Annotated in this window: 20 protein-coding genes and 1 riboswitch; of the genes, 12 read left to right on the top strand and 8 right to left on the bottom strand. The window is 53.1% G+C overall.

The window, feature by feature from the left end:
* Nucleotides 1–14: 14 nt before the first annotated feature.
* Complete coding sequence (locus IXB28_RS15615; protein WP_215619538.1) at nucleotides 15–3647, top strand: two-partner secretion domain-containing protein; 3633 nt, start codon at nucleotides 15–17, stop codon at nucleotides 3645–3647.
* Nucleotides 3644–6250 (top strand): CHAT domain-containing protein, encoded by a 2607-nt coding sequence (locus tag IXB28_RS15610; RefSeq protein ID WP_215619537.1) that lies wholly within the window; start codon nucleotides 3644–3646, stop codon nucleotides 6248–6250. The genes IXB28_RS15615 and IXB28_RS15610 overlap by 4 nt, the downstream gene beginning before the upstream one ends.
* 37 nt (nucleotides 6251–6287) lie before the next feature.
* Here the strand turns inward: IXB28_RS15610 and IXB28_RS15605 are convergent, their stop codons facing one another.
* Genes IXB28_RS15605 through IXB28_RS15595 form a run of 3 tightly spaced genes read right to left on the bottom strand, consistent with a single transcriptional unit; the run spans nucleotide 6288 to nucleotide 9515 of the window.
* Nucleotides 6288–6710, bottom strand: a complete 423-nt coding sequence (locus IXB28_RS15605) for a hypothetical protein (protein WP_215619536.1) — start codon at nucleotides 6708–6710, stop codon at nucleotides 6288–6290.
* Nucleotides 6711–6731: 21 nt separating this feature from the next.
* Nucleotides 6732–8072 carry a glutathione-disulfide reductase gene (gene gorA, locus IXB28_RS15600; protein WP_215619535.1) on the bottom strand — a complete coding sequence of 447 codons (1341 nt, stop codon included), beginning with the start codon at nucleotides 8070–8072 and terminating at the stop codon, nucleotides 6732–6734.
* A 51-nt stretch (nucleotides 8073–8123) separates the two neighbouring features.
* Nucleotides 8124–9515 (bottom strand): aldehyde dehydrogenase, encoded by a 1392-nt coding sequence (locus tag IXB28_RS15595; RefSeq protein WP_215619534.1) that lies wholly within the window; start codon nucleotides 9513–9515, stop codon nucleotides 8124–8126.
* Between the two features lie 290 nt (nucleotides 9516–9805).
* Between IXB28_RS15595 and IXB28_RS15590 the strand changes: the two genes are divergently transcribed.
* Entirely contained in the window at nucleotides 9806–11164 is a 1359-nt protein-coding gene (locus tag IXB28_RS15590) for a sensor histidine kinase (protein WP_215619533.1), read from the top strand.
* 79 nt (nucleotides 11165–11243) lie between these two features.
* On the opposite strand, the gene IXB28_RS15585 is transcribed toward IXB28_RS15590, so the two are convergent.
* The 4 genes from IXB28_RS15585 to IXB28_RS15570 form a co-directional block, all read right to left on the bottom strand.
* Nucleotides 11244–12035, bottom strand: a complete 792-nt coding sequence (locus tag IXB28_RS15585; protein WP_215619532.1) for a helix-turn-helix domain-containing protein — start codon at nucleotides 12033–12035, stop codon at nucleotides 11244–11246.
* A 74-nt stretch (nucleotides 12036–12109) separates the two neighbouring features.
* Nucleotides 12110–12862, bottom strand: a complete 753-nt coding sequence (locus IXB28_RS15580) for a pseudouridine synthase (RefSeq protein ID WP_246559822.1) — start codon at nucleotides 12860–12862, stop codon at nucleotides 12110–12112.
* A gap of 181 nt (nucleotides 12863–13043) precedes the next feature.
* Entirely contained in the window at nucleotides 13044–14243 is a 1200-nt protein-coding gene (locus IXB28_RS15575; RefSeq protein WP_246559821.1) for a sensor histidine kinase, read from the bottom strand.
* 355 nt (nucleotides 14244–14598) lie between these two features.
* Complete coding sequence (locus IXB28_RS15570) at nucleotides 14599–14769, bottom strand: DUF4278 domain-containing protein (protein WP_215619531.1); 171 nt, start codon at nucleotides 14767–14769, stop codon at nucleotides 14599–14601.
* Between the two features lie 44 nt (nucleotides 14770–14813).
* A riboswitch (Glutamine riboswitch) is annotated at nucleotides 14814–14918 on the bottom strand.
* Between the two features lie 246 nt (nucleotides 14919–15164).
* Here IXB28_RS15570 and IXB28_RS15565 point away from each other — a divergent pair.
* From IXB28_RS15565 to IXB28_RS15535, 7 genes are all read left to right on the top strand, one after another.
* Complete coding sequence (locus IXB28_RS15565; protein ID WP_215619530.1) at nucleotides 15165–15971, top strand: creatininase family protein; 807 nt, start codon at nucleotides 15165–15167, stop codon at nucleotides 15969–15971.
* Between the two features lie 95 nt (nucleotides 15972–16066).
* Nucleotides 16067–16795: an ROK family protein gene (locus tag IXB28_RS15560; protein WP_407659217.1), complete on the top strand. Its 729-nt coding sequence runs from the start codon at nucleotides 16067–16069 to the stop codon at nucleotides 16793–16795.
* A 131-nt stretch (nucleotides 16796–16926) separates the two neighbouring features.
* A complete protein-coding gene (locus IXB28_RS15555) occupies nucleotides 16927–18447 on the top strand; it encodes a hypothetical protein (RefSeq protein ID WP_215619528.1) in 1521 nt (506 codons plus the stop codon).
* 126 nt (nucleotides 18448–18573) lie between these two features.
* A complete protein-coding gene (locus IXB28_RS15550; RefSeq protein ID WP_215619527.1) occupies nucleotides 18574–19560 on the top strand; it encodes a glycosyltransferase family 2 protein in 987 nt (328 codons plus the stop codon).
* A gap of 85 nt (nucleotides 19561–19645) precedes the next feature.
* Nucleotides 19646–21244: a hypothetical protein gene (locus tag IXB28_RS15545; RefSeq protein ID WP_215619526.1), complete on the top strand. Its 1599-nt coding sequence runs from the start codon at nucleotides 19646–19648 to the stop codon at nucleotides 21242–21244.
* A 65-nt stretch (nucleotides 21245–21309) separates the two neighbouring features.
* Nucleotides 21310–22257, top strand: a complete 948-nt coding sequence (locus tag IXB28_RS15540) for a lysylphosphatidylglycerol synthase transmembrane domain-containing protein (protein ID WP_215619525.1) — start codon at nucleotides 21310–21312, stop codon at nucleotides 22255–22257.
* An 89-nt stretch (nucleotides 22258–22346) separates the two neighbouring features.
* Nucleotides 22347–23297, top strand: coding sequence for a hypothetical protein (locus IXB28_RS15535; RefSeq protein ID WP_215619524.1), 951 nt, complete (start codon nucleotides 22347–22349; stop codon nucleotides 23295–23297).
* 13 nt (nucleotides 23298–23310) lie between these two features.
* On the opposite strand, the gene IXB28_RS15530 is transcribed toward IXB28_RS15535, so the two are convergent.
* Complete coding sequence (locus IXB28_RS15530; protein WP_215619523.1) at nucleotides 23311–24189, bottom strand: DMT family transporter; 879 nt, start codon at nucleotides 24187–24189, stop codon at nucleotides 23311–23313.
* A 200-nt stretch (nucleotides 24190–24389) separates the two neighbouring features.
* On the opposite strand from IXB28_RS15530, the gene dusB reads away from it, so the two are divergent.
* Together dusB and IXB28_RS15520 are read left to right on the top strand one after the other, a co-directional pair.
* Complete coding sequence (dusB, locus tag IXB28_RS15525; RefSeq protein WP_215619522.1) at nucleotides 24390–25487, top strand: tRNA dihydrouridine synthase DusB; 1098 nt, start codon at nucleotides 24390–24392, stop codon at nucleotides 25485–25487.
* A gap of 34 nt (nucleotides 25488–25521) precedes the next feature.
* Nucleotides 25522–26169 (top strand): DUF3318 domain-containing protein, encoded by a 648-nt coding sequence (locus IXB28_RS15520; RefSeq protein ID WP_215619521.1) that lies wholly within the window; start codon nucleotides 25522–25524, stop codon nucleotides 26167–26169.
* Nucleotides 26170–26356: the final 187 nt, after the last annotated feature.

The following is a 26356-nucleotide window of genomic DNA, read 5'->3' as shown; positions in this document are numbered from 1 at the left end:
AATGTTCCCCCAGCATGAACGATATTTCACATGTGCCTAGTCGTAGAAGGTGGAAAAAATGCTGGGGTTCCTCTGCAGTCTTCTTAACAACAGCGGTTACCAACGTCTTCGGGCATTGTTTACCAAGCCATGCACAGGTCTCTATCGATGGCACTACGGACACTGCTCTAGGTGTCAACGCAGCGGGCAACTTACTCATTACCGAAGGAACGCTGCGCCATAGCTCGAATGATGGGGCAGTTTTATTTCACAGCTTTGAAGCATTTTCCCCTGGCACACAGAACGTTTACTTCAACCTCAGGGACAGCCTTAACCACTCAATTGATACCCGCTCTGTTGAGATAATTGTCAATCGTGTCACAGGCACATCCAATTCATTCATTGATGGCAGGATTGGAATTTTCCAAGACCCAGGCACCCCTGCCCCCGATGTCTTTTTAATCAATCCAAACGGCATCACGTTTGGTGAAAATGCTTCCATCTTTTTGCCAGGGTCCTTTGTCGCTAGCACGGCTGATAGTCTTCTCTTTCAAGATGGTTTTGCCTTTAGTGCCACAGCGCCAGATCGGGTTCCACTGTTGACCATGAGTGCTCCCATCGGTCTAAATTTTGGCGCTACGCCCAACCCCATTGCACATCGAGGAACCATCGCGGTTTCAGGAGACCATGGCACAGCTGCCTTAGTAGGGGGAGCTATCAACCTGAATGGTGCTGATATTAAGGCTGGGGGCCACAACGCCCTAGGCAGTGTGGCCCAGAGTGGCACCGTTAACCTATTGCCCCATGGGTCTGGGTGGTCTTTTGATTACAGTAATATCGATACATTTAATGATATTTCAATTGACCAAGGGTCTGAAGTATCTCGCGCCTCCAGTGCCCAGCTGGTTGGGCAAAATATAAGCGTGTTAGGGGGTTCCAGTCTATCCATTCAAGATCACACATCGGGCGATCGCTCTTTGCACATCCAAGCCACGGATGCTCTGACCGTTCGAGGTGATAGCGACAATGACATCTACCTGCCAAGCGAAATAGCTAGCCTCATGGTGGCTGATGAGCATGTAACCGGAGCTGATATTCGTATAGAAGCCCACACTGTTCTGGTTCAAGCTGAAGCAGAAATTTACAGTCAAGTGGAGCTTGGCGAAGGGGTTACGGGAGGGGATATTGTCATCGACGCAAATACTGTTCTCGTTAATGAGAATGGATTAATCAGTAGTGATTTGATAGAAGGGGAAAATGTGGACGGAGGCAACATTATTATTCATGCAAGTAATGTCCTCATCCAAGATAAAGGTGCCATCTTGAGCCTGATTGATTTCGGACAGGAGATACATGGAGGGGATATTTTTATCAATGCAAATAATATCTCTATTCAAGGGATGGGAGACATTGCAATAAGCAGCTACATGGGTGATAGCAATACCATTGGCAATATAACTCTACAGGGCAGTTCTCTGAACATGGGTGATTTCAGCGATATTTACACCGATGTGTGGATAGGTGCTGCCACCGGTGGAGATATTAACCTTCAGTTTGATCGAGCTTATATTAGTGAAAGCGCATTTATTTCAGCAGATAATGACTCAAGAAATGTAGACGCTGGCGGAAATATCTCTTTAAGCGCAACAGAAGAAATTATTATGGACGGCCTAGGAGAATATTTTGGAGCTAATTTAAGCACTTTTTTAGAACCTTCCGCTGCAGGCAACGCTGGTAATATCACCGTTGATACAGAGCGGTTAGTTATCCGTGGGGGAGCTAGTATTTCAGGGATTGCGTTCGAAAGAGGTAATAGCGGAGATATTACCCTAAGGGCTACGAACGAAATCATCATCGAGGGAGAGCTAAATCCAATCAATCCATGGGCAAGCGGCGTCGCCACGTTTACCAGTAGCGCTGGTATCCGTACGTTTATTGATCCTGCTTACGAAACGACAGCATCTTCGTTTACTCAACAAAATATAGACGGCATCGAAAATATAGCAGGCGATATTTCCATAGAAACAGCGTCCCTACATCTTATTAATGGTGGGCAAATATATTCTCAAACCGACGATATCGGTAATACTGGCAATATCACCATCCAAGCGGAAAATATAGATATTAGGGGCAGTTCCCCACTGCCCACGTCTTTAGAAGAACGAAGATACAGGCCAACCCACGGTTCAGCGATATACACAACCGTTGATTTCGACGCCATGGGTTCAGCGGGAGATATTAATATTCAATCTGAGCAGCTTCAGCTACGCCAGGGGGGGCAAATTTTAGCCAATACACTTAGCCATGGCAACGGGGGCAATATTCAATTACAAGTAGCAGATGAGGCCATTATCGATGGCTCTGGAGTGTCATCTATGAATGATTTCCCAACAGGTATCACCACATCTGTCGAACGTACGGGCATTGGCAACGGCGGTAACATTGGTATTACCACAGGACATCTGAGCGTTCTCCATGGTGGTCAAATTATGAGTTCCACCAATGGCATCGGAAGTGCTGGGGACATCACTATTGATGCGGTCGATATTAATCTCTCCGGAGCGGTGGTGAACGATCATTCAGAACCTACTGTCGCAAAAATTTCCACCTCTGTTGACTCCAATGGCATCGGCAATGGGGGCAATATCAACATAAATGCAGATACTGTTGCCTTGCAGGCAGGTGGACAGTTCAACAGCCAAACCGCAGGACAGGGCAATGCTGGAAAGATTAATGCAACGGTTAACACCCTCCAGATTCAGGGACGCAGTGCCGACGGCAGCCAAATCGTCAGTGAAATTAGTGCTCAGTCCATCGGTGAATTTGATGCCGGCACCATCAATATCTATGCCCAAGGTGCCTTGGAACTGAGAGACGGCGGCCAATTGACCGTAAACAGTGGCGCCAGCGGCACCGCAGGTAACATTAATCTAGTTGCTGATAGTTTACTAATGTCGAATGATGCCATGATTACGGCCCAGGTCGCAGCAGGTAATCGGGGAAATATTGATATCACGACAGATCGTTATATTGTGCTGAATAACCATAGTCATATCACCACCAATGCCACTGACAGGGCTACGGGGGGCAACATTCGCATTGCTGCGCCTATTTTGCTAGGCAACGGCAACAGCGACATTACGGCTAATGCCATGCGGGGCAATGGCGGGAACATTAATATTGCAACCCAAGGACTATTGGGCCTGGAGCTTCGCGACTATCTCACCCCTAAAAACGATATTTCTGCCAGCTCTGAGTTTGGCTTAAATGGTGCGGTCAATATTCGCCCTCTGGTGCTAAATCCAGAAGCTGGTTTAACGGCCCTGCCTACTGACTTAGTAGACCCATCTAGTCAAATTGTTGCGGGATGTATGGCGGATACAACCGCCCACTTTGTCGCTACGGGGCGGGGCGGTGTCCCCATCGGCCCGGACCAGTCTATCGCAGAAGATATTTTGCTCCAGGCCTTTGAACTGAGCCCTACCCATAACAATGAGGAGAGTCCGATGGAGCGTTCCACGATGGCCTCCCCGTTGGCGCCGATTGCACCTCACCCCCCCGTTGAGGCCACCCTGTGGAGCCGTAATCGCGCAGGGGAGGTGATGCTCACGGCACCCATTAACACAACTGCTTCGACCACGGCCTGTTTGGGAGGGGGATCGGAATGAAAACTCAAGCGATGAACCGAATAGTCGGTGCTTTTAGGAGAGCCTTGGTCTACCAGTGGCTCAAGCCTTGGGTTTATGCCGGGTTAGGGATGCTGATCTGCGGGTGTTTAGTATTGAGCCACCTGGGGACAGCCCCCTCCATGGCCCAAACAAGTGCGAGATCATCTGCGCCAAATTTAACGGCCCTAGAGCTGGGGAAACAATATTACGATGAGGGCCAATTTAGTGCCGCCATTACCCAGTGGCAACAGGCAACGCAGGGAGAGTCCCTGGGGCAACGAGCCGTTGCCCACAACTATTTAGCCATTGGTCATCAGGCTTTGGGGCAATGGGAGGCTGCCGCCCTGGAAATTGAACAGGCCATGGCGCAGTTAGCAGCAATGGAGCCGACCGCTGGACAGACCCAGTTTCTTCGCGCCCAGGTGCTTAACACCCAAGGCAGCCTTCAGCTCCAGATTGGCCAGGCGGAAGCGGCGCTGGATACGTGGAAACAAGCGGAACAAATTTACCGTCAGCAAAAGGCGACCCAACCTTTGGTGAGAACGCAGATCAACCAGGCCCAGGCCCTGCGTAGTCTGGGCTACTATCGGCGGGCACGCCAACAGCTAGAACAGTTGAATGGGGATTTGGCTAGTTTGGAGCCTTCCTGGCTACAGGTGCGATCGCAACAAAGCCTGGCCGTTATTTTACGCACCGTGGGCGACCTGGCCGAGGCTAAAGCGTTACTCAATCAGGCTATGGATACGGCCCAATCCCTGCCGGCCAATCCCCAGACCATGGCAGAATTACAGCTTAGTTTGGCAAAAACCCAGGCGGCCTTAGGCGAAAACGATGCCGCCACAGCCCTGCTCCAGACTCTCTCCCCCCAGGCCAATGCCCGCACCCAGCTAGAAGCAAGCCTTTTGCAATTTAGCCTTTGGCAACAGCAAAGCCAGTGGGCTACGCTCATCCCGGCCCTGCCGGACCTAGAACAGCGGCTACAGGCCCAGCCCCCCAGCCGTTGGGGGGTGTATGCCCAGGTGAATGCCGCCAACATTGCGATCGCAGCCGCCCAGGCCACCGATAACGCAGCCCAACTTACCGCCACGGCCCAGCTCCTGGCCCATGCCGTACAGACCGCCGAGACCCTGGCCGATCAGCGAGCCAAATCCTATGCCTTGGGCCAACTGGGGCACCTGTACGAAATCGCAGAACGCTGGTCCGAGGCCAGTTCCCTTACTCGAGAGGCCCTGCAACTGGCGCAGCAGACCCGATCCCTAGATATGGCGGCCAAATGGCAATGGCAGCAGGGCCGACTGCAGGTGGCCCAAGGACAATCAGACCAGGCCATTCTCGCCTACACCGAAGCCGTCAACGCCCTAGAGGCGATCCAACAAGACCTGGTGACCATGAACCCGGAAGTCCAATTCTCCTTCCGCGAGCAAGTGGAACCGGTGTACCGTCAGCTGGTGGATCTCTTATTGACAGACGTGGACCAACAGCCACAACCACAACAGCAACAACATTTAGTCCAGGCCAGAAACGTCATCGAATCATTTCAGCTGGCAGAACTACAAAACTATTTTCGAGAAGCCTGCCTCACCTACCAAACCCGCCCCATCGAAAAAATTGACCCCCAGGCCACCATCATCTACCCCATCCTGCTAGATCAACGCCTGGAGGTGATTGCCTCTCTACCCGGTCAGCCGTTATACCACTACAGCCAAGATTTTCCAGAAACAGAACAGCAACAATTTTTTGAATCCATTTTCTTCAAGCTGCACCCCAGTCAACGGGCCACAGCCAGTTTGCCCCTAGCCCAAGACCTTTATGACTGGCTAGTGCGACCCATAGAAAATGAACTAGAACAACAAAAAATTACCACCCTGGTCTTTGTGCCCGACAAATTTTTGCGCAGTTTGCCCATGGCCATTTTGCACGATGGGAAACAATACCTAGTCGACAAATATCGCATCTCCCTTACCCCAGGGATGCAGCTGCTCAACTCCCAGCCGTTTGAAACCATGAACTCCCTCACGGCATTCACCGCAGGGCTATCCGAAGCCCGTGACATTTTCTCGGCTCTCCCGGCGGTGAAACAAGAATTGACCTACATTGATAACCTCATCGAAACCGATAGCCTACTCAACGAAACCTTTACCAAAGCCAACTTCTTTGACACCATCCACAAAACCTCCGCCAATATTGTTCACCTCGCCACCCACGGGCAGTTTAGCTCCTCTCCAGACAAAACGTTTCTATTGGCCTGGGACCAGCGCATTGGGTTGCGAGAGTTAAATCAATTGTTTCCCAGCGGCGATCAAGAACCGATTGAGCTACTGGTGCTGAGTGCCTGTCAAACGGCCAGTGGTGATGATCGTGCGGCCCTAGGCATGGCCGGAGTCGCCGTCCGATCTGGGGCACGCACCACCGTGGCCACCCTATGGTCGGCCAATGATGAAGCCACGGCAAGGCTGATGCAAACCTTCTATCGCCTACTCACCGAAGAAAATCTACCCCGCGCCCAGGCGTTGCAACGGGCCCAACTCTCTCTACGCAGCGATCCAGCCTACAGCCATCCCTATTATTGGGCCCCCTTTGTCATGGTCGGCAACTGGCAATAGGCGACGGGCAGTGAGGCCCATGGGCCGGTGCCTCAACCTATTGTTGATAGTTGCACTCACTGGTAGCGCCGGGTTTGAGCCGCACGGTAAAGGCATCTTGCCAGTCATCGGCACTGCGGTATGTGGTCATATAGGTTTCGTAGCCTGTTTTATACACACACCAGTTCCAGAAAAAGATCTCGGCGCCATTAAGCCTTAGCAGTTCTATGCGCCACTGATATTTCGAGTCAAACTGTACCAGACCTTCATTGTTGGTGAATTTGAGCTCATAGCCTTGGGCGATGCCGTTGGGATATGAGCTGGCAATTAAACTCACCTGCGCCCCTTCGACCGGTTTGTTTTTCTCATCCAAGATCGTGGCTTTAGTTTCTGGTTGCAGCTTTTTTTCGATGGGATAAGGGATACATCCAACGGTGGTGATTAGGATCAACAGTAACCATGCACCGGAAATAGATTTCATTGGGTTAACTCGCATCCGTACCTACCGCATCGTGACAAATTCTTCCGCAGAGCTGGGATGGATACCAATCGTGGCATCAAAGTCAGCCTTGGTTGCTCCCATTTTTATTGCGATCGCTACACCCTGAATAATTTCCGCCGCCCCATCACCCACCATGTGGGCGCCCAGGATGCGATCGTTTTGCACATACACAATCAGCTTCATCAGCGTTTTCTCTTCTAGCTGGGGCAATGTGTAGTACATCGGTCGAAATCGAGACCGATAGACCCGGATGGCCACTTCACCATACTTCTCAATGGCTTCCGCTTCCGTTATCCCGACGGTGGCCACTTCCGGTGTGGTAAATACCGCCGAAGGCACATTGTCGTAGTTCATCACCCGGCGTTGCCCACCGTAGAGAGTATCGGCAAAGGCCCGTCCTTCACTGATGGCCACCGGTGTGAGATTAATGCGATTGGTGCAGTCGCCGACGGCATAGATATTCGATTCCGTCGTTTGACTGTGGGCATCCACCGCAATGGCCCCATTGGTCACCTCTACGCGGGTATTTTTCAACCCCAAATTATCGAGGCGGGGTTTGCGCCCCAGGGCCGACAGCCCCACCACATCGACCAGTACCATATTGTTATTTTTCAGATTCACCTGCAGGCCAGAGTCTGTTTTCTCTAGGCTCACCAGCTCATCGGTGACAATGCGAATGCCGTGGCGCTCCATGGCCGTTTGCACCTCAGTGCGAATATCGTCATCAAATCCCCGCAAAACTTTATCGCGACGGATGATTTGGGTCACCTCTGTGCCCAAGGCATTTAAAATGCAGGCAAATTCACAGCCAATGTACCCGCCACCAAAAATCACCATGCGCTTAGGCTGCTGGGCCAGGTGAAAAATCTCGTCGGACGTAATGGCTAACTCAATCCCTGGAATCTCTGGTCGATGGGGCTTACCCCCCACCGCAATCAAAATCTTTTCAGCGGTAACCGTTTTGCCAGCCACATCGATGGTGTGGGCGTCCACAAAGCGGGCATGCCCCTGGTAGAGGGCAACTTCCGCATTGTCAATCATCTGTTGATAAATGCCGTTCAGACGAGTGACCTCGTTGTTAACCGCCTGAATCATGTGGTTCCAGTCAAACTGACCGGGCTCAAAGGTCCAACCGTAGCCTGCGGCTTCCTGGACATGGCTAGCAAAATGGGAGGCGTAAACCATGAGCTTTTTCGGCACACAGCCCCGGTTAACACAGGTTCCCCCCAGGCGATCCACCTCCGCCACTGCCACCTTCGCGCCATATTGGGCCGCCCGCCTAGCCGTTGCAATTCCCCCCGATCCTGCACCGATGACAAACAGATTAAAATCGTAGGCCATTATTTTCTTGCTCACTCACTCACAGCCAAAACGGTTGATTCTCTGATGTCGTCAACGCACCACTAGCTTTTTAATTTGCGCTAGTTTAGACGCATTATAGGGGGCATATCGCCAGTCTAAGTCAAACCAAAATGTCTTCTTAAGCACACTCTTGTGGTGGGAAAAGGTGTCAAATGTGGCCTTGCCATGGTAGCTGCCCATGCCGCTTTGCCCCACCCCGCCAAAGGGTAAACCGTTTACCCCAATGTGCAGCACTGTATCGTTTAGACACACCCCACCAGAAGATGTTTCCGTGAGCACCTGTTGCTGTTTTCCGTGATCCCGTGAAAAGAAATACAGGGCCAGGGGCTTCGGGCGGCCATTGATTTGGGCGATGGCCTGGTCCAGAGTCTCGTAGGTTAATGCGGGCAAAATTGGGCCAAAGATTTCATCTGCCATCACCGCCGAATCCCAGGTGACGTTGTCTAACACCGTGGGGGCAATGTAGCGGGTACTGGCGTCGGTTTCGCCACCGACAATCGTAGTGCCGCTGTTCAGTAGGGCGGTTAATCGATCAAACTGTCGTTGATTAATAATGCGGCTGAAATCCGGGCTCTGGGCTGGATTATGGCCAAAGAAATGGTGAATGGCCGATTTGAGCTTGGCCAGAAACGCCTCTTTGATGGTGTGGTCAATGAGTAAATAGTCTGGGGCAATGCAGGTTTGGCCCGCATTGATAAATTTACCCCAGGCGATGCGCCGGGCAGCGTGGTCTAGGTTAATGTCGGCATCGATGATGCAGGGGCTCTTGCCGCCTAGCTCTAGGGTGACGGGGGTGAGGTGTTTGGCGGCGGCGGCCATGACGATGCGGCCAATGGCGGTGCCACCGGTAAAAAAGATGTGGTCAAATTTTTCGGCTAAGAGCTGCTGGCTGGTGTCGGCATCCCCTTCAAATACGGTGATGTAGCCTGGCTCATAGGTGGCGGCAATGAGGTCGGACACCACCTTAGCGGTGGCGGGGGCATGTTCCGACGGTTTCAGGATGGCACAGTTACCGGCTGCGATCGCACCCACCAACGGCGACATCATCAGCTGAAACGGATAGTTCCAAGGGCCAATAATAAGCACCACCCCCAGCGGTTCCGGCTGAATCCAGGCCGATGACGGAAAATTCTCCAACGTGGACTTTACCCGTTTGGGTTTCGTCCAGGTTTTCAGCTTTTTAATTGCCAGATTAATTTCCGAAATGGTGGCAATTTCAAAATACGCTTCAAATTCAGGCCGCCCCAAATCGGCCTTCACCGCTGCCACAATATCCGCCTGGCGATCAATAATCGCCTGTTTTAACCTAGTCAGCTGAGCTAAACGAAATTCGACCGATTTAGTGTGGCCTGCCCCAAAGAACTGACGCTGATGTTCAATGGCGGAAGGAATGGCAGAAGATTTTGTTAGCTGAGCCGTCATAGTGCAGAGGGGCAGGGGTAAATTGATAGGACAATTAAGCGTATTCCATATCCTATGATGTCGCGAACTTAAGGATCTGACTAGTCTTACCCCCGATTGCCAAAACCATTGCCCATTTTTCGAAGACTCTACACTTAGCCCAATTAGCAAAACCATTGCCCATTTTTCGGAGACCTTACACTTGGCCCAACGGCCAACACCATTGACCAATTATCGGAGACTTTACGCTTGGCCCAACGGCCAACCCTATTGCCCAGTTAGCGGAGACTTTACACTTGGCCCAGTCCCCCATGTTTCAGACCACCCGTCGACGGCTGGCCCTTTGGTACACCAGCGTCACGGCGGTGCTGCTACTAATTTTTGCCAGCGGTGTTTATTTCTATGTGCGCAATACCCTGGTGGAGCGAGTGGACGACACCCTAAACCATGTGGTGGAAGTGGTGCAGCGCTCTTTGGTGATTGAAACGGCCGCTCCGTCTACGAGTCGGGTGCTCACATCCACGGGCGTCACGGGCCGGGCTCCGTTAAGGGTCAACGTGGACGATAGTTTTCGAGACAATGCCCCCAACCTGGAAGACGACCACATCGATATTGAATGGTTTTCCCCCAATGGTGAACTCCAGTGGAGCACCCTCTCGGTGCCCACCGGGCTACCGTTGCAGGTAAATGCGGCAGGAGAAACCGTCCATATTCACCACGGTCAGACTGACAACGACGACCAAGTATTGCGGCAAATCAGTCGCCGGGTGCAGATCAACAATCAGGTGCTGGGCTATTTGCGGGTGAGCCATCCCTGGTTTGAGGTGAGTAAACCCAGCCGTCAGCTGGTGATGGATCTGAGTCTTTGGTCCGGGTTAGGAATTGTGGCCACGGGCACCATTGGCTGGCTGCTATCGGGGCTGGCCATGGCTCCGGTGCGCCAATCCTATCAACAGCTCAAGCAGTTTACCGCCGATGCCTCCCACGAATTGCGCAACCCGATCGCGGTGATCCAAACCAATGTGCAGGTGGCCCTGGCCGATTCGGATGCAGACTTTCAACACAGTCAGCTCCAGGTGGTAGAACGGCTAACTCGACGGCTGGGGCGACTGGTGGACAATCTTTTATTTTTAGCCCGCCAGGATGGGGGGCTGATTCCCATGCAGCGAGAGGAGTTGAACCTGCACCAGCTGCTCACGGACGTGATCGAAGAACAAACCCTGGTGGCCCAACGCCAGGGGCTGGATTTGGTCTATCGCCCAGCGGCGACAACAGCGCCGGATCCGTTGCCAGCCCCCCCGCCGGATCTCTTGGGGGATCGGGACCAGCTGATTCGGCTGTTTACCAACCTGATTAGCAATGCCATCCAGTACACCCCCCAAGGGCAAGTGACGGTCACCCACGCCCAGGGGCAAACGGCCCATAGCATTGCGGTCCAGGACACGGGCATTGGCATTCCCCAGGAACTGCAGGCGCAGGTATTCGATCGGTTTTATCGGGTGGATAAGGCCCGCAGTCGACGAGATGGGGCAGGCTCTGGGTTGGGATTAGCGATCGCAAAAGCCATCATCACCAACCATCAAGGACAAATCCAACTAGCCAGCCAGCCCAACGCAGGCACCACCATAACCGCCACCTTGCCCATCAAAAAAGGAGAACCCCTAGGCTAAGTGCAGAGTCAAAGGTCAAACAACTCCTGGCCCCATAGCCCTAGGGGCATAGGGGCCAAAGCATCAAGAAAACGGTGAATTACTGGGCCAATGCGGCCACTTCCCCATCACCGGGCTTAAAGGTTTGCTCAACCACTGTTCCAGGCTTACCCATGGGCTCTGCCTTGCCCTGGTTATAGGTAATCACCACACCCCCAGCATTGCCCGCCCGAATGGTCAAAGATTCCTTCGCAGTCCAAGACCGTTCCGTTCCCTGCTGCAAAATCCCTTCATAGGTCTGACTCCCATCGGCGGTCACCCGGACCCAAGATTGCTGCACCACCTCAGCACTGATCACAATCGGTGCTTCCGGTGCCGGCTTTTCCTCAGGTTTGGCCGCGATCGTTTTGTCTGGGCTCGGGGTTTTAGGCTGTAGGGTCAGCTGCTCCACCGCCACCGGATCAATAATTGGCTCCGCCGCATTTTGGGGAATTGCCCGCTGCATCAAATAGGACAACCCACTCACCGAAATAGCAATCAGCGCCACATAGGCCCCATACAGGTGGTAAGGGCGCAGTTGAACAGACTCTTGCGACCACCCACCAGACCCACCTTTGACAGACTGAGGGGCCACATAGTTTCTAGCCAGGGTTTCCCCGTCTAGACCCAAGGCATCACCGTAGCGTCGAATAATACCCCGTACATAGATCGGCTCTGGTAATTCATGGGTGTAAGCCTCTTCCAAAGCCAACAACAACCGAGGTCGTACCAACACCTTCGCCGCTAGCTCGTCTAAACTTTGACCACTGGATTCACGGGCATCACGCAGCACGGTGCCAAGGGCAAGCAGTTGCTCTTGCTGCGAATTACTCGTGTAGCCTTGGCGTTTCATAGGATCGATATATATCTCAATAATTTAAGCACATTGCCAGCGTGGTTCCAGCATACGAGGCTTTGAAGCCAATGTCAGAGAAGATCCAGGAGTTTTTCAACTTCTTCTGGTGTCAGTTCTCGACAGGTGCCCACGGGCAAATCCCCCACATGGATATCGCCGATGGCGGTGCGGTGCAGCCTCAGCACCGGATGGCCCAATTGCTCTGCCACACGACGAATCTGACGATTACGTCCCTCTCGCAAAATCACTTCCACAAGAGCGGGTGGTTTGCGATTCAATATCTTAACCTTAGCAGGCGCAGTCATACGCCCGCCTAAACTAACCCCTTGACACCATTGTTCAACAGTTTTAGCCGCTGGGCACCCCTCTACGGTGACTCGATAGGTCTTGGCAATATGGTGGCGGGGATGGGTCAAGGTTTGGGTTAACTGACCATGGTTGGTGAGCAATAGGGCCCCGGTTGAGTCGGCGTCCAAACGACCGACAGGATGGAGACGAACATCTCCAAATTCAGCTGGCAGTAAATCAAGCACGGTTTTACGCCCCTGCGGGTCGTCACAGGTAGACATCACCCCCCGAGGCTTATTGAGCAGTAGATAACATTTGCCAGGCCGATTTTCGAGTTTGAGGGAACGACCATCAATGCGAATATCATCTATCGCTGGATTAGCCCGTTGACCAATATGGGCCTTAACCCCATTAACGGTGATATGCCCATCCATGATCAGCTGCTCGGCCTGTCGCCTGGAAGCCACCCCCCATTGGGACAGGAGCTTTTGCAGCTTTTCATCGGAAGATGGTTGGGGTAATGATTGCTTAGACAAACGCTAATTAACCTACAAATTCAAACCGTGAACAATAAACTTTAGGTGAATGTCATATCAATGGTGAACGCCATATCAATGGTGCATGCCATATCAATTTTTACACTTACCTATACACAACCTCGCACCTACAAATCAGGCAATTTAAATATAGTTTCCGCAATTCTACGTAGGAAACTCGTTACTCTGACACACTATAGTCCATATCTGATGTGGTGAGTTTTTTGGGTAGCCATATTTTTAACCAAGCGCCACCAGTGTCAGGGTGGTTTTGGGCTTGGACTGTGCCCCGATGAAACTCAACGATTTTATGCACTATGGATAGGCCCAGCCCCGTGCCATTTTCGTTTGTATCCGACCGAGTACGGGATTTATCAGAACGATAAAAACGGTCAAAGACAAAGGGCAAGTCCTTTTCTAAAAACCCCGAACCACAGTCAAATACATCCAACTGTAGACCGGCCATCGTCCCTTGGGATGCCGTCTGGATTTTGGCATAGATGGTCTGATTGGCAGGGCTATATTTGAGGGCGTTATCCAACAGGTTGAGCACCATGCGATAGGCCAACCCCCGATTTAAAGCGGCAATGGCACAGTCTGGTCCGAGATACTCCAGATTTTTATCGTGTAGTTTGGCCTGGGGCTCCAAACTCTGCCAAGCCTGGTAAATCAGCTTGACGAGATCCGTATCTTCCAAGCGCTGGGGTGGCTGCTGTTCTAAATGACTCAGGCTGAGCATGTCATCCACCAAGGCACTGAGCCGATTGACCTCCCGCAGGAGCCGATCCGCCCAGGTGACCAGGGCGGGATCGATACGGTTGCGCAGGGTTTCCCCCACCAGTCGAATAGAGGTGAGGGGGGTTTTTAGTTCGTGGGCGACATCAGAGGTCCAGCGATCGCGCTGCTGCGCTAACATCACGGCTTCCTGTCGATTTTCTAAAAACACACCCACATTTCCCTGGCGCAGAGGAATGCCATAGCCACTGAGGGGATAGGCCGGACGCTCCAATGCGTGGGCCGGATCGGGCGAAATAGAACGAAATGTCCAATCTTTTTTACAGTCCGTTTGGGTGGTGCGAGTTTGTTCTACCAGCTGATCTAATTCATAGGAACGGGCAATGGCCAATAGCAGCCTGGGGGCATCGTAATCTACCTGTTCAATGCCCAGTAGGTACCTGGCCTTCGCATTACACCATAACAACCGATTTTCTTGATCTACCTTCAGATACCCCATGGGGGCCCGCTGTAGTACCCCATTAATGTCATTTACCTCGGCCTGTAAGTCGTTCAGAGTAGACGACTGGCTGGAGATTGCGCTGGCAATCTGAGCCTCGTAGGAAAAAAATTGGGCTTCTGGTTCAATGCTAAATCGCTCAAGCAAAGCCTTACGCCTTGCACCGGAGCGCAGACGGGTAACCAACAGACAGAATAATCCGATTGATAAACCTGCCAAAAAAGAGAGCACAAAGTACAAGAATGACTGCTCTCAGAATAATACCCCAGCAAAGCAAAAACCGCAGAACTGCTACAGGATAGGTTTTTTAGAATGTTGTAGCGCGTTCAAAATAATAAAATCTGTTGCTGATTCCAGGGAATAAGGCAAGCGCGTCAACGAAATGAGGCCGGGGGGATTCCCACAAAAAAGCCCCCTTACCGAAGAAAGGGGGCTAATAAAAAGACATGCGGACCAAAAGAGGCTTACGCCTAATCTATTGATCTAGACATTAAATAGAATCTTAGCGAACTTGAGCGCCGCGATATCTTAAACCACTAATGGTGCTATGGGCAGCTCCCACAGCTTTTTTGACTCGGTAAGATGCGCCGCGATAGCAAGCAGTATCGCCATCTTCCACAGTTACGTTGCGCTGGGGAACAGTATATTTAACTCCACGGTAAGACAGTTGCATGGATTTCGCCTCCTTAAATTCAGTAGCGTAGAGAGTTAAGATGAGGCGCGTTCCTTCGGTCCGGAGGCACAGCCCCCCTTCCTACTTCCGTTCCTGACTGGACCAATGGCAACCGGTAGATGCAATTAATCCGGAGAGGAATGAACGTTTTCATTTCTGTATCTAAATATACAGAAACTATTTTGGACTGTCAACAGTTTATGGTTCTTTTTTTTGAGATTGGACATTGAGCGCGTCCTAATTTAAGAATGACGGGTATTCTGACAAATACCTGTCTAAAAAAACAGCTACAGATATTTAATTGAGCGATACTGAGCGATGTGGCTAGGAGATGTATGGTTAATCGCCTGCAATCTTATTAGGTTTCGCTCTTCAATCGGTACCTAGGCATAACTATGCATCAAACGATTCCCCCCCAGCGGTTTTATCCTTACCTCACCTGGCAGGATATTGACCAAATGGTCGACAAGAACAAGGTGGTCATTGTGCAACCGGTGGGTGCCATTGAGCAACATGGTCCCCACTTGCCCCTAGCGGTGGATGCAGCCCTGGGTATGGCGGTGATTGGACAGGCATTGGAGCAGCTAGACCCCTCAATTCCGGTCTACTGTTTGCCCCCTCTGTACTATGGCAAATCCAATGAACATTGGGGGTTTCCAGGCACGATTACCCTATCGGCAACCACCTTGGTGACGGTGCTGATGGATGTGGCGGAAAGTGTCTATCGGGCTGGATTTCGTAAGCTGGTGCTGTTAAATTCCCACGGCGGGCAACCCCAGGTGTTGGAGATTGCCGCTCGGGACATGCACCAGCAGCGCCCCGATTTTTGGCTATTTCCCCATTTTGTGTGGAATGTCCCCCACCAGGTGGGAGAGCTGCTCAGTCCTCAAGAGCGGGACCACGGCATCCATGCTGGAGATGCGGAAACCAGCGCCATGCTGGCTATTTTGCCAGACCAGGTCAAGATGGATAAGGCTCTGAAGGAGTATCCGCCTAAACAAAAGGATGGACTATTGAGTTTGGAAGGGGCCCTGCCGTTTGGCTGGAGCACCCGTGACATTTCTAAAAGTGGCGTTGTGGGGGATGCCACCGTGGCTACAGCGGAAAAGGGCAAAAAAATCTTGGCCCAGGTGGCGGCGGGTTGGGTAACAGTTTTGGAAGAAATTTATCGGTTCGAACCACCCCAGCGCTGGCAAGAATAATGACAGGCAGAATGGGGAAGATATCCTTTTGTGATCCGGTTTACACGACCTAAGGAGCTTTTATGCTGACTGCGAAGCAACCTGCCACTCAGCCCATGGATAATTCTCAAAACCAGTCTGAGCACACCCAAACCGTGACGACGTTAGCGGTTGACATCGGCGGCAGCGGCATTAAGGTCATGCTGCTGGACGCCCAGGGGCAGCCCTTAGGGGAGCGGGAACGGCTGAAAACGCCTAAGCCTGCCACCCCAGAAGCCGTCATCGATGCGATCGCAAAGCTGGCCACCACCCAGCCCGCCTTTGACCGAGTTTCCGTAGGGTTTCCGGGGGTGGTGCGCCACGGCATTACCCACACCGCCGTCAACCTCGACAAAAAATGGATTGGCTATCCCCTGGCTGACACCTTGGCCCAGCAGCTCAACTGCCCGGTGAAAGCGGCAAATGATGCCGACATTCAAGGCTTTGGGGCTATTTCTGGTGAGGGGGTGGAAATGGTGGTGACCCTGGGCACCGGCTTTGGCTCTGCCCTGTTTGTCAACGGCCATTTAGTCCCCAATTTGGAAATGGCCCACCACCGCTTCCGCAAGAACCAAACCTACGAAGAGCAGCTCGGCCGTGCCGCCCTAGAAAAAGCGGGCAAAGAAAAGTGGAACCGACGCCTGGAAAAGGCCATGGAATCCTTGGACCATCTGTTTAACTACGATCGCCTCTACATCGGCGGCGGTGAAACCAAAAACATCACCTTCAAGCTCCCGGAAAATGCCCAAATCGTGTCCAATCGATTGGGGCTACTGGGGGGCATTGCGCTTTGGCAAGACCAGTAGGAATCCCCCTGGCAGCATCGCATTCCTTCACAGTATCAATTGAATTTAATAAAAACGGAGGGGAAACTGCTGTTTAGCACGAAGGCAGCGGGCACTATGGGATAGACAAGTCGCCGTTGATAAAACTGAGTATGAATGTCCAGGGACAGGACCCATCGAAAGAGCTGCGTCCGATTTTTGGACTGCCGGCCATTGCCTTGTTTCTGGCAGTTTGCTTGATCTATCTAGCCTTTCTAAAACCGGGGATTTGGGGCTTAGACGGCACCGACATGCTCCACATGTCCCGCTCATTGATCGAAAAAGGAAATTTTTCCATCCCGGAGGGCGCGGGTGGCATACAGGGCCCCGATGGGCAGTTCTATTCCATCCGCTATCCGCTGTTGCCGGTGATGGCGACCCCCTTCGTCTGGGTCGGCCTGACCGTAGGCAATGCCTTAAACTTACCGCTGCAATACACCGCAGGTACCTGTGGGTTGGTGCTAAACATTTTGCTGACGGCAGCAACGGCGGTTTTGGTCTATGGTTTGACCCTACGGCTGGGGGGGCAGCGGCGCGGTGCTTTTGTGGCGGCGTTGGGCTATGCCTTTGGCACCACGGCCTTGGTCTATGCCAGGGAATTTTTCGCCGAACCGCTGCTCGGCTTTATCATTACCCTTTGTCTTTATGTGGCCTTTGGCACCACCCGCTGGGAGCACTGGTGCACCGGGCTATTGGCTGCGTTAGCCATTGCGGCCAAACCGGCCGGCATTCTTTTGGGGCCGATTGTGGCCTTTTATTTTTTACTCAAGCGCTACAGCTGGGAGCGGGTCCTGGCGCCATGCATCGGTACGGTGGTGGGCGTTGGCCTCTACCTGGCCTATAACTATGTGCGGTTTGGCAGCTTTACGTCCTCGGGGCAAGATACGTCGCAGCTCGGGTTTGATGGCTTTTTGCTGCGGGCCTTGGGCCAGTGGATTAGCCCCGGCAGCGGCGGCGGTATGTTTTGGTATTGCCCCCCCACGCTTTTGGCCCTAGGGGGGCTGTGGGTACTGTGGCAGCGGCGCAAACTAGAATTTGTCGCCCTGGGGGGCATTGTGGCGGCCTTTTGGCTACTCCATAGCGGCTGGGCCTTCAATGGTTGGAATTGGGGTCCGCGTTTTTTGGTGCCGATTATTCCCGCTTTGATGGTGGCGGTGGGGCTGCTGGGTAAACGCTGGCACATGCCCGCTGTGGGGTTAATTATTCTGGGATTTTTAGTGAATGCCCCCACCCTGGTGGTGTACTACCAACGGTATTTTGCCGAACTTGCCGACGAGAGCACGGCTATTTTGATGCAAACCGTGTCCCTGTGGGATGCCCCACCGGCCCAGGCGCCGATTTTTAATCTCTGGGCGGCGGCGGGACGGCAGCTGGCGGATGCCTTTAGTACGCCAGTGCAGGAGATTTTTAGCAATGTGGGGGCGCCGCCGCCGCCGGGGCAGTTGGTTACGTCAGAACTGCTGCGAATTGTGGCGGTGTGGTGGTGGTTTTTGCCGGTGGCGGGCATTCCCACCTGGATTGGTATTGCGATCGCGCTATTGATGGTCAGCCTGGGGTTGTGGCTACTGCGCTACAGCTGGCAGACCGGGTTGAATCCACCCATTCGGCTAAAATCAACCCAAATTGACTTTTAATGTAATCGGCATTGCCAATCTGCGGCATGTCGCTAACGCTAAGCTGCCGACCTGATAGCTCTTAGCCATCGCCCAAACCCTCGCTATATAAACACCTAACCCTCGCCCCGGCCCATACAAACTTCCATGAAACTGATTATTCAAATTCCCTGTTACAACGAAGAAAACACCCTGGGGGTCACCCTTTCGGAACTGCCGCGCCAAGTAGCCGGTGTGGACACCGTAGAGTGGTTAATCATCAACGACGGCAGCATGGATCGCACGGTGGATGTGGCCAAGGAATGGGGCGTGGACCACATCGTCAACTTTGACCACAATCAAGGTCTAGCGCGGGGGTTCATGGCCGGTTTAGACGCCTGCCTCAAGGCCGGTGCCGACATCATTGTCAATACCGATGCGGACAATCAGTACTGTGCGGCAGATATCCCCAAACTGATTGAGCCCATCGTCAATGGCAGTGCCGAAATTGTGGTGGGAGAACGCCCCATCATGGAAATCAAGCACTTTTCGCCCATTAAAAAAATGCTGCAGCGGCTGGGGAGCTGGGCCGTACGAATGGCCAGCAAAACCCCCGTTGCCGATGCCCCCAGCGGGTTTCGCGCCATCAGCCGCGACGCCGCCATGCAGCTAAATGTCTTTAACGAATACACCTACACCCTAGAAACCATTATTCAAGCGGGCCAAAAGGGCATGGCGGTGGCATCGGTGCCCATTCGCACCAACGGCTATCTACGGCCCTCCCGGCTGGTCAAAAGTATTGCGTCCTATGTGCAGCGGTCGTTGTTCACCATTTTGCGCATTTTTGTCACCTATCGTCCGCTATCCTTTTTCACAATTTTGGGAGCGATTCCCCTCAGCTTCGGCACCTTAATCGGGGTGCGATGGATTTGGCTGTACGTGACAACGTTTGAACAAACCGGCCGCAGCCACGTGCCCAGTTTGATTTTGTCCGCCATCCTAATTTTGATTGGGGTGCAGTGCTGGATCTTTGGGCTGATGGCCGATTTAATGTCGGCGAACCGTAAATTGCTAGAAGATATTCAACTGCGGCTGCGCCGTGCCGAAATTGAGGACCATGTGAAAATGACCCGCAAAAAAGAGATGCGGTCGTAATTCTTGGGGCGGGCCATACCTGCCCGATAGCCCGAGTCTTCCAGCTAGTGGGCCGTGCCCACCCTACCCCCCATTCCCTCTACCAATGAAAGACCTATTTGCCAAAGCCGCCCTAGATCAGATTCCTAAAATTCTGACGCTGCAGGACCGCAACCCCCACAGTCCCAACTACGGCTGCTTTGACCGCAACTATTGGCAGTACAAAATCATTGATTTTCCCAGCGGCATGTCCCAGGAGTTTGTGTGGCCCCTGGCCCTGGTATATGCCATGCCCCTGCCGGACAATCCCTATCACCAGCAGCCCAATATTAAGGCCTGGGTCGAGGCGGGCATTGAGTTTGCGGCGAAAAGCGCCCACCCCGATGGCTCCTGCGACGATTATTTTCCCTTTGAGCGGGCGGGCGGGGCGGCGGCGTTTTCACTGTTGGCCTGTTTGGAAAGCTACCGTCTCCTTAAGCTAGACAATCAGCGGGCCCTAAAATTCTTTGAAACCCGGGCAGATTGGTTGGCCCATCACCAGGAAAGCGGTCGCTTAACCAACCACCAGGCCTTGATTGTGCTCTGTTTAGAAATGGCCTCGCGGGTGCTCAATACCCAAAAGTGGCAGGGGGCGATTCAACAACGGTTGGAACAGGTGCTGTCCTGGCAAAATTCGGAAGGCTGGTTCCAGGAGTATGAGGGCTGCGATCCGGGGTACCACACCTTAACCATTGCCTGTTTGGCGCGGGTGTATGACCTGGGCGATCGCAAAGACGACCGATTGCGGGATGCGATCGCAAACGGCGTGCGATTGGCCAGTCACTTTGTCCACCCCGACGGTTCCTACGGCGGCGAATACACCAGCCGCAACACCTACAACTATTTCCCCCACGGGTTTGAGCTAGTGGGCCGCTGGATGCCCGAAGCCCTCAGCATCAACGATCGGTTTCTCAAAGGGTTGGCCAATGGCTGCGGCTCTTGCTATGCCGACGACCACATTGTCGGCCACCACACCTGGAACTACCTACTCACCTGGCAGGACTTTGTCGATGTGCGTCCCCCCACAAAGCCCCCCCACGAGGGCCGCGTGTGGTTTCCCAATGCCCGCATCCTCATCGACCAGCGAGGCGACACCAAACTCTACCTGGCCCTCAACAAAGGCGGGGCCTTTAAGTTCTTCCGCCAGAACAAACTCGTCCTTTCCGACACCCAGTTCTCACTGCAGGTAAAAGACAGCGGCAAAGTCAAAAACGCCGTTGGTCACCTGGTGGGCGATTACCAATACGACATTCAAGACGACGCCATCACCATCGAAGGGCCGTTGGGCTGGGCCAAACAAAAACAAATGACGCCCTTGAATTTAATGATTTTGCGGGTGGTGATGTTAACGGTGGGGCGATTCTTCCCCAACCTGATCCGCAAGCTGTTGCAGAAAATGTTGATCACCGGCAAGAACGATGCTCCTTTCCGGTTCCAGCGCAGCTTCCAATGGCAGGGTGACCACTGGCAGCTAAAGGATCGCTTAGTGGCCACCAGCGGTTGGAAAAATGTGCTGGCCGCTGGCATCGGTAGCGACCAAACCTCAATTTATGTTGTCATGAGCCGTACATTCCAAACAGGGCAACTGCAGCCCTGGAAAGATCTCACCGGTGAAATGACGGCGCTTGCCTCGGGCCAGCCATTGGAGGTGGAGCGACAGCTGTAGCGCCATTCCCCATTCTCCCCTGCTCGGTGGACCGTGCCCACCCTACCCCCATTCCCTAATTTCCAATGAAACGCTTTATCTCCATCGCCGTTAGTACGCTGATTTTGGTGATCTTGTACAACAAGGTTAACTTTCCAGAACTGTTAAAAGTCTTTCGAGACTGCAACCCTTTTTGGATGGTGGTTAGTTTGGGCATGGTTATCCCCATTACCTTTTTCACTGGCTGGCGACTCAAGCAGCTCATTCCGGTGCAGGCCAAGCTAAATATCTGGGAAGCCAACAAACTGATTTTGGCCGCCAGCGTATTAAATATGGTGCTGCCCTCCAAAATGGGAGACATTGCCAAGTCCTACTTTATGAAGGAGCGAGGCAACCTCAGCGGCACCCTGTCCCTATCCATCGTGATCTTTGAAAAAGCCTGCGATATGCTGTCGCTGCTGCTGTGGTGTGCCTTTGGTCTGTTGCTATATCCCCAAAAAGATGTCTTTTTTTGGACCATGACCGTGGGTATTCTAGGGGGACTGGTCTTTGGACTATTGATGCTGGGGTCTAAAGGGTTTGCCCGCCTGGGGTTTACCACCATGCGCAAAATTGCTCCGGGCAAAATTGGCAAAAAGCTGGCTTCGTTTCAGGATTCCTGGGATGAAATGCACGATTATTTCTGGGGCAATCCGGCCCAGCTATCCCGCATTGCTGGCATGTCCATTTTTGTGTGGTTTTTGCACCTGTTGCAAATCTGGCTATTTATATTGGCCCTCAATGCCTGGGCTCCCCCGGTGATTAGTTTTGCCCTGGCCCCCCTCGCAATTTTGGCCGGTCTGCTCCCCCTCACATTTGCTGGTGTCGGCACCCGCGACGCCGCCTTGGTGGCCCTCTATGCCCCCTACTTTAGTGCCGCCACCGGAGCTGCCTTGGGCGTGCTCTGCACATCGCGCTATTTCTTGCCCGCCATCGGTGGTTTACCCTTTCTCAATCAGTATTTGAGCACGGTTAAACAATTCAAGAAAGCATGAATTAGTTAGACTACCGCCCTGCCTAATCTATTGAACTTTTGGCTAGTGGGTCGGTATAGTCTTGGGGTGTGGTCCCGCGCTCAACCATTATGGCAACCCAGTTCAAGCCGAACTCTGATCAGCTGCTCCAGGCAATACAGCTTTTTGAACAGACACTGGGTCCCTGCAAGTCTGAGGTGGAGCTCCAGGCCACCCTATCAGCGTTGAGGGCTGTCATGGACATCGAAGGCGACGATGTGCGCCCACAGGTCGCCTTCGATGCCCAGCAAAGTCAGCCATTAGAACCGCCATTAGAACCGACCTCAGAGTTGCAGGCCATTGTCCAAAGGGCCAAGGGGCGTTTAACCAAGGCAGAAAAGACTCTAGTTGCATTTGTTCGCACCTATCTGCAAAGAATATCGTCGAAACTATCGGCGCAAGAGTTTACCGCCATGGTGCAAGCGGCGGTTGTTTTATTGGATAAGGAACAGCCGAGACACGTTCTTAGCTTGCCTGAACGCAAATATTTGTTGTGCCATGCCCTAGAAACGTTTGGCGATCACCTATCGCAACCAATTCCAGCCATTGGGGAGAGAATTAATCAACCAGTTAAACGGCTAATTACGCGTTTGGTGCGATATCAAAGGCTAAGCCGTGTTGACGGTGTAAAGGCGGCGGTTGACACCATCGCTCAACAGTTTGTAGGGAAACCCGCCCAGGCATTAAGCCCAGAGCTAATTTTGGCCCAGTTGGACCACAGTGAAATGGTTCAGGGTGCCCATGAAGCGCTAGCTGAACTAGCTGAGGTTGTTTGCTTTCAGCTGCAACTCTCACCTGCCACAGCGACTCACATCGACCCCAAAATTAAAGCGCAAGTTAACCAAACGATTGTGGCCTTCCAGGCGAAGTATCGACCCTGGGTAGTAGATGTGGCGAAGCCGGTGTGGGATGGTGAGCTCTCTGTGGGTAGTTCTTTGTTTAGGGCGAATGGATTGGTGGCCACTGGCAAGAGACTGACTTGGGCAGGAGATGTTGTGGCTAAAGATGGCTCTGTGGAGTAGTCACAAAACAGACCTAATGGCTAAACAATAACCAGATGCCTAGGAGGGCAACAACTGCGCCGCAGATGGCACGTGGGGTAACCCGTTCTCCGATGATGAGGGCCATGGGCAATACCATAATGGGGCTGGTGGCCAGTAGGGACTGGGCGATGCCAGCGGGGGAATGTTTGAGGGCAATCTGTTGGAGCCAGATGGCTAAATAGGTGCCGAAAAAGGCTGCGATCGCAACGCCCCCCAGCAACCGACTAGAGAACCGGATCCCATTGGGGGCAACCGTCTGCCTACGCCACAGCAATAGTCCACCAATACACACCAGCCCCGCCGAGAGTCGCAACAAACTACTCCACAGCGGATCCACAACCGTATCGGCCAACGCCGCCCGCGACAGTACGCTGCCAATGGACTGCCCCAGGGCGGCCATAATGCCAAAAATAACCCCCATGGGTGAGCCCGTACCTTCAGCTTTTGGGCTGCGCTCACTCACCACCCAAACAATGCCCCCTATGGTCAGGGCCATGCCCACCCAGGCCACCACCGCCAGCTGCTCTTGCAAAAAAATAAGCGACATCAGCGCCGCCATGGGCGGGGCCAACATTTCCAACAGCAGCGCCCGCCGTGCCCCCAGGGCGTTGACCGTGGCAAAGTAGGCCGTATCCCCCAACCCAATCCCCACCACACCACTGACTAGCAGCAGCACCACCGACCTAATGGGCAATGACGCCAATAGCTGCTGCCGCACCGCCAGGGTGAGCACAATCAACCCAATGGCCATGGCCCCTTTAACTAAGTTCAACACCAGTGGGGGCAGCTGCTTCCCCAATCGGCCAAACATCAATGTGGCAAATGCCCACAATCCGGCCGCACTCAGCGCCGCAATTTCCCCTTGAAACATTGGTTAAGTTATTGGTTATGTGGTCGGTCCTAAATTAATGGCATCCTACACAACTGCCTGCCGGTTAGAAGTTTGGCCGGATTGGGTGTGCGGAAAGATGGCGCATAGATAGGAATGTAGAATCTAAGGGTCAGCCTTTAGCAAGGAGATAGCCTCTGCCTGCTAAAGGCTGACCTCCATATATGGCCTAGACAAAACCTATGTCAGTTGCCCTCAATCTGGATCAGACGGCTCAGCCACAGCGTCAAAGTAACGGGCTATCCCCGACCCTCAAAGCTCGCCTGGCCACTCCCCTACAAATCGGCACCGTCGATGTGCATAGTCGAGTACTCCAGTCCCCCTTGTCTGGCGTCACTGATTTGGTATTTCGTCGGCTGGTGCGTCGCTATGCGCCCCAGTCCATGATGTACACCGAAATGGTCAGCGCCGCTGAACTGCACCACGTGCGCAAACTGCCAAAGGTGATGGAAGTGGACCCGGACGAGCGCCCCATTAGCATTCAGCTGTTTGATCGACGGCCTGAGTTTTTGGCAGAGGCAGCCAAAAAAGCGGTGGACCAGGGGGCAGACACCATCGACATCAACATGGGCTGTCCGGTGAATAAAATCACTAAAAATGGCGGTGGCTCATCCCTATTGCGGGATCCGGATACCGCCGCCCGCATCATTGAAACCGTCAGCGCGGCGGTGGCGGTGCCGGTCACTGCCAAAACCCGCATTGGCTGGTCAGAGGATGACATTAACGCGGTGGAGTTTGGTCGCCGCCTAGAAGCGGCCGGGGCCCAGATGATCACCCTCCATGGCCGCACCCGCTCCCAGGGCTACAACGGCACCGCCGACTGGCATTGGATTGCCAAGGTCAAACAGGCGGTATCGATCCCCGTGATTGCCAATGGCGATATTTTTTCGGTGGATGCGGCCATCGATTGCCTAGAGCAAACCCAAACCGATGGGGTGATGTGCTCCCGTGGCACCCTGGGCTATCCCTTTTTGGTCGGGGAGATTGACCATTTCTTGAAAACGGGCAAGCGGTTAGCGCCACCCACCGTAGTAGAACGGCTGCGCTGCGCCCAGGAACACCTGATTATGCTGGCGGAATACAAGGGTAAAAGCGGCATTCGCCAGGCCCGCAAACACATGGCCTGGTATGCCAAAGGCTTTGATGGTGCCGCAGAACTCCGGGAACGTCTGTGTCGGATTGAATCAGTAGAGGAAGGCTGCGGATTACTCGACGGGGCAATTACGGTAATCTCTCCAGAAGTTTGCCACCATAGCCCCCGAAAGCCCGCTATAGTATAAGCATTTTCTGAGCGTTTCCGAGTCAATCATCAGTATGTCATACGCCACTTACAGTTCCAGAGCAGATATGGGTGAACTTCGTCGCCTACGTAGTTTGCTGCCTCCAGAACTGCAAAGCTGGGTTACGGTAGAACCCGCTATGGATGTTGGCCCACCGTTGATTACTTCTGAAGAGCTAGGTAAGGACCAGGTGGAAGTGCAAATCGACCTGCCCAAATGGGAACAGCTTGCCATCGATCAGCGAAACCTGTTGTTTTGGCACGAGGTTGCCCGGGTGCAGAACGATACGATTCCCCGCGATGGCTGGGAAATGGCAGCCTTAGCCATTGGTCTGGGCGGTGCCGTGGGCGAACTGTGGGTCCAGGACGGTCTGTTGTTAATGCTGGCGCTAGGTCTGTGTAGTATTTCGGGCTGGCGCTTGTATAAGCGCAATAACGCTGAAAAAACCTTGCGCGAGTCGATGGATGCTGATGAGAAGGCCATTGCCCTGGCAACTCGGTTTGGCTATTCCCTCCCCAATGCCTACAAGAGTTTGGGCAGTGCCCTCAAAACATTGATTGAGCAAACACCGAAGAAAAAGCAGCGCGATCGCTACGTGAAACGCCTTGAAGCCCTAAAGCGTAGTGCTAATCGAGCGAAGGATCGGATCCGTTCGGATCGAGATACATCCCGCGCCTATTAAGGCCCTGACCAGCAGCTCAATATCATAACTACAAACCACCCCCGTGATTAGCCGCTCAGCCCTAATCCCGGGGGTGGTTTATTGTAGTGCCCCATACATTAAAAAAATATGCAGTTAGAGTTTAAACTCTGCGTAGATTAAATCCATTTTTTTGTGAAGAATTTATCTACTTTTCTAGAGATTTTTA

The organism is Leptothoe kymatousa TAU-MAC 1615 (assembly GCF_018739865.1).
GTDB lineage: Bacteria > Cyanobacteriota > Cyanobacteriia > Phormidesmidales > Phormidesmidaceae > Leptothoe > Leptothoe kymatousa.
This window is presented reverse-complemented; position numbering and strand designations above follow the sequence as displayed.

What these genes read in the sequence shown, in the direction of transcription:
- gorA (WP_215619535.1), bottom strand. Translation starts at nt 8,072, where the DNA reads ATGGCCTACGATTTTAATCTGTTTGTCATCGGTGCAGGATCGGGGGGA.
- IXB28_RS15550 (WP_215619527.1), top strand. Translation starts at nt 18,574, where the DNA reads ATGAAACTGATTATTCAAATTCCCTGTTACAACGAAGAAAACACCCTG.
- IXB28_RS15560 (WP_407659217.1), top strand. Translation starts at nt 16,067, where the DNA reads ATGGATAATTCTCAAAACCAGTCTGAGCACACCCAAACCGTGACGACG.
- IXB28_RS15610 (WP_215619537.1), top strand. Translation starts at nt 3,644, where the DNA reads ATGAAAACTCAAGCGATGAACCGAATAGTCGGTGCTTTTAGGAGAGCC.
- dusB (WP_215619522.1), top strand. Translation starts at nt 24,390, where the DNA reads ATGTCAGTTGCCCTCAATCTGGATCAGACGGCTCAGCCACAGCGTCAA.
- IXB28_RS15585 (WP_215619532.1), bottom strand. Translation starts at nt 12,035, where the DNA reads ATGAAACGCCAAGGCTACACGAGTAATTCGCAGCAAGAGCAACTGCTT.
- IXB28_RS15615 (WP_215619538.1), top strand. Translation starts at nt 15, where the DNA reads ATGAACGATATTTCACATGTGCCTAGTCGTAGAAGGTGGAAAAAATGC.
- IXB28_RS15555 (WP_215619528.1), top strand. Translation starts at nt 16,927, where the DNA reads ATGAATGTCCAGGGACAGGACCCATCGAAAGAGCTGCGTCCGATTTTT.
- IXB28_RS15595 (WP_215619534.1), bottom strand. Translation starts at nt 9,515, where the DNA reads ATGACGGCTCAGCTAACAAAATCTTCTGCCATTCCTTCCGCCATTGAA.
- IXB28_RS15605 (WP_215619536.1), bottom strand. Translation starts at nt 6,710, where the DNA reads ATGAAATCTATTTCCGGTGCATGGTTACTGTTGATCCTAATCACCACC.
- IXB28_RS15535 (WP_215619524.1), top strand. Translation starts at nt 22,347, where the DNA reads ATGGCAACCCAGTTCAAGCCGAACTCTGATCAGCTGCTCCAGGCAATA.
- IXB28_RS15520 (WP_215619521.1), top strand. Translation starts at nt 25,522, where the DNA reads ATGTCATACGCCACTTACAGTTCCAGAGCAGATATGGGTGAACTTCGT.
- IXB28_RS15545 (WP_215619526.1), top strand. Translation starts at nt 19,646, where the DNA reads ATGAAAGACCTATTTGCCAAAGCCGCCCTAGATCAGATTCCTAAAATT.
- IXB28_RS15565 (WP_215619530.1), top strand. Translation starts at nt 15,165, where the DNA reads ATGCATCAAACGATTCCCCCCCAGCGGTTTTATCCTTACCTCACCTGG.
- IXB28_RS15570 (WP_215619531.1), bottom strand. Translation starts at nt 14,769, where the DNA reads ATGCAACTGTCTTACCGTGGAGTTAAATATACTGTTCCCCAGCGCAAC.
- IXB28_RS15590 (WP_215619533.1), top strand. Translation starts at nt 9,806, where the DNA reads ATGTTTCAGACCACCCGTCGACGGCTGGCCCTTTGGTACACCAGCGTC.
- IXB28_RS15540 (WP_215619525.1), top strand. Translation starts at nt 21,310, where the DNA reads ATGAAACGCTTTATCTCCATCGCCGTTAGTACGCTGATTTTGGTGATC.
- IXB28_RS15530 (WP_215619523.1), bottom strand. Translation starts at nt 24,189, where the DNA reads ATGTTTCAAGGGGAAATTGCGGCGCTGAGTGCGGCCGGATTGTGGGCA.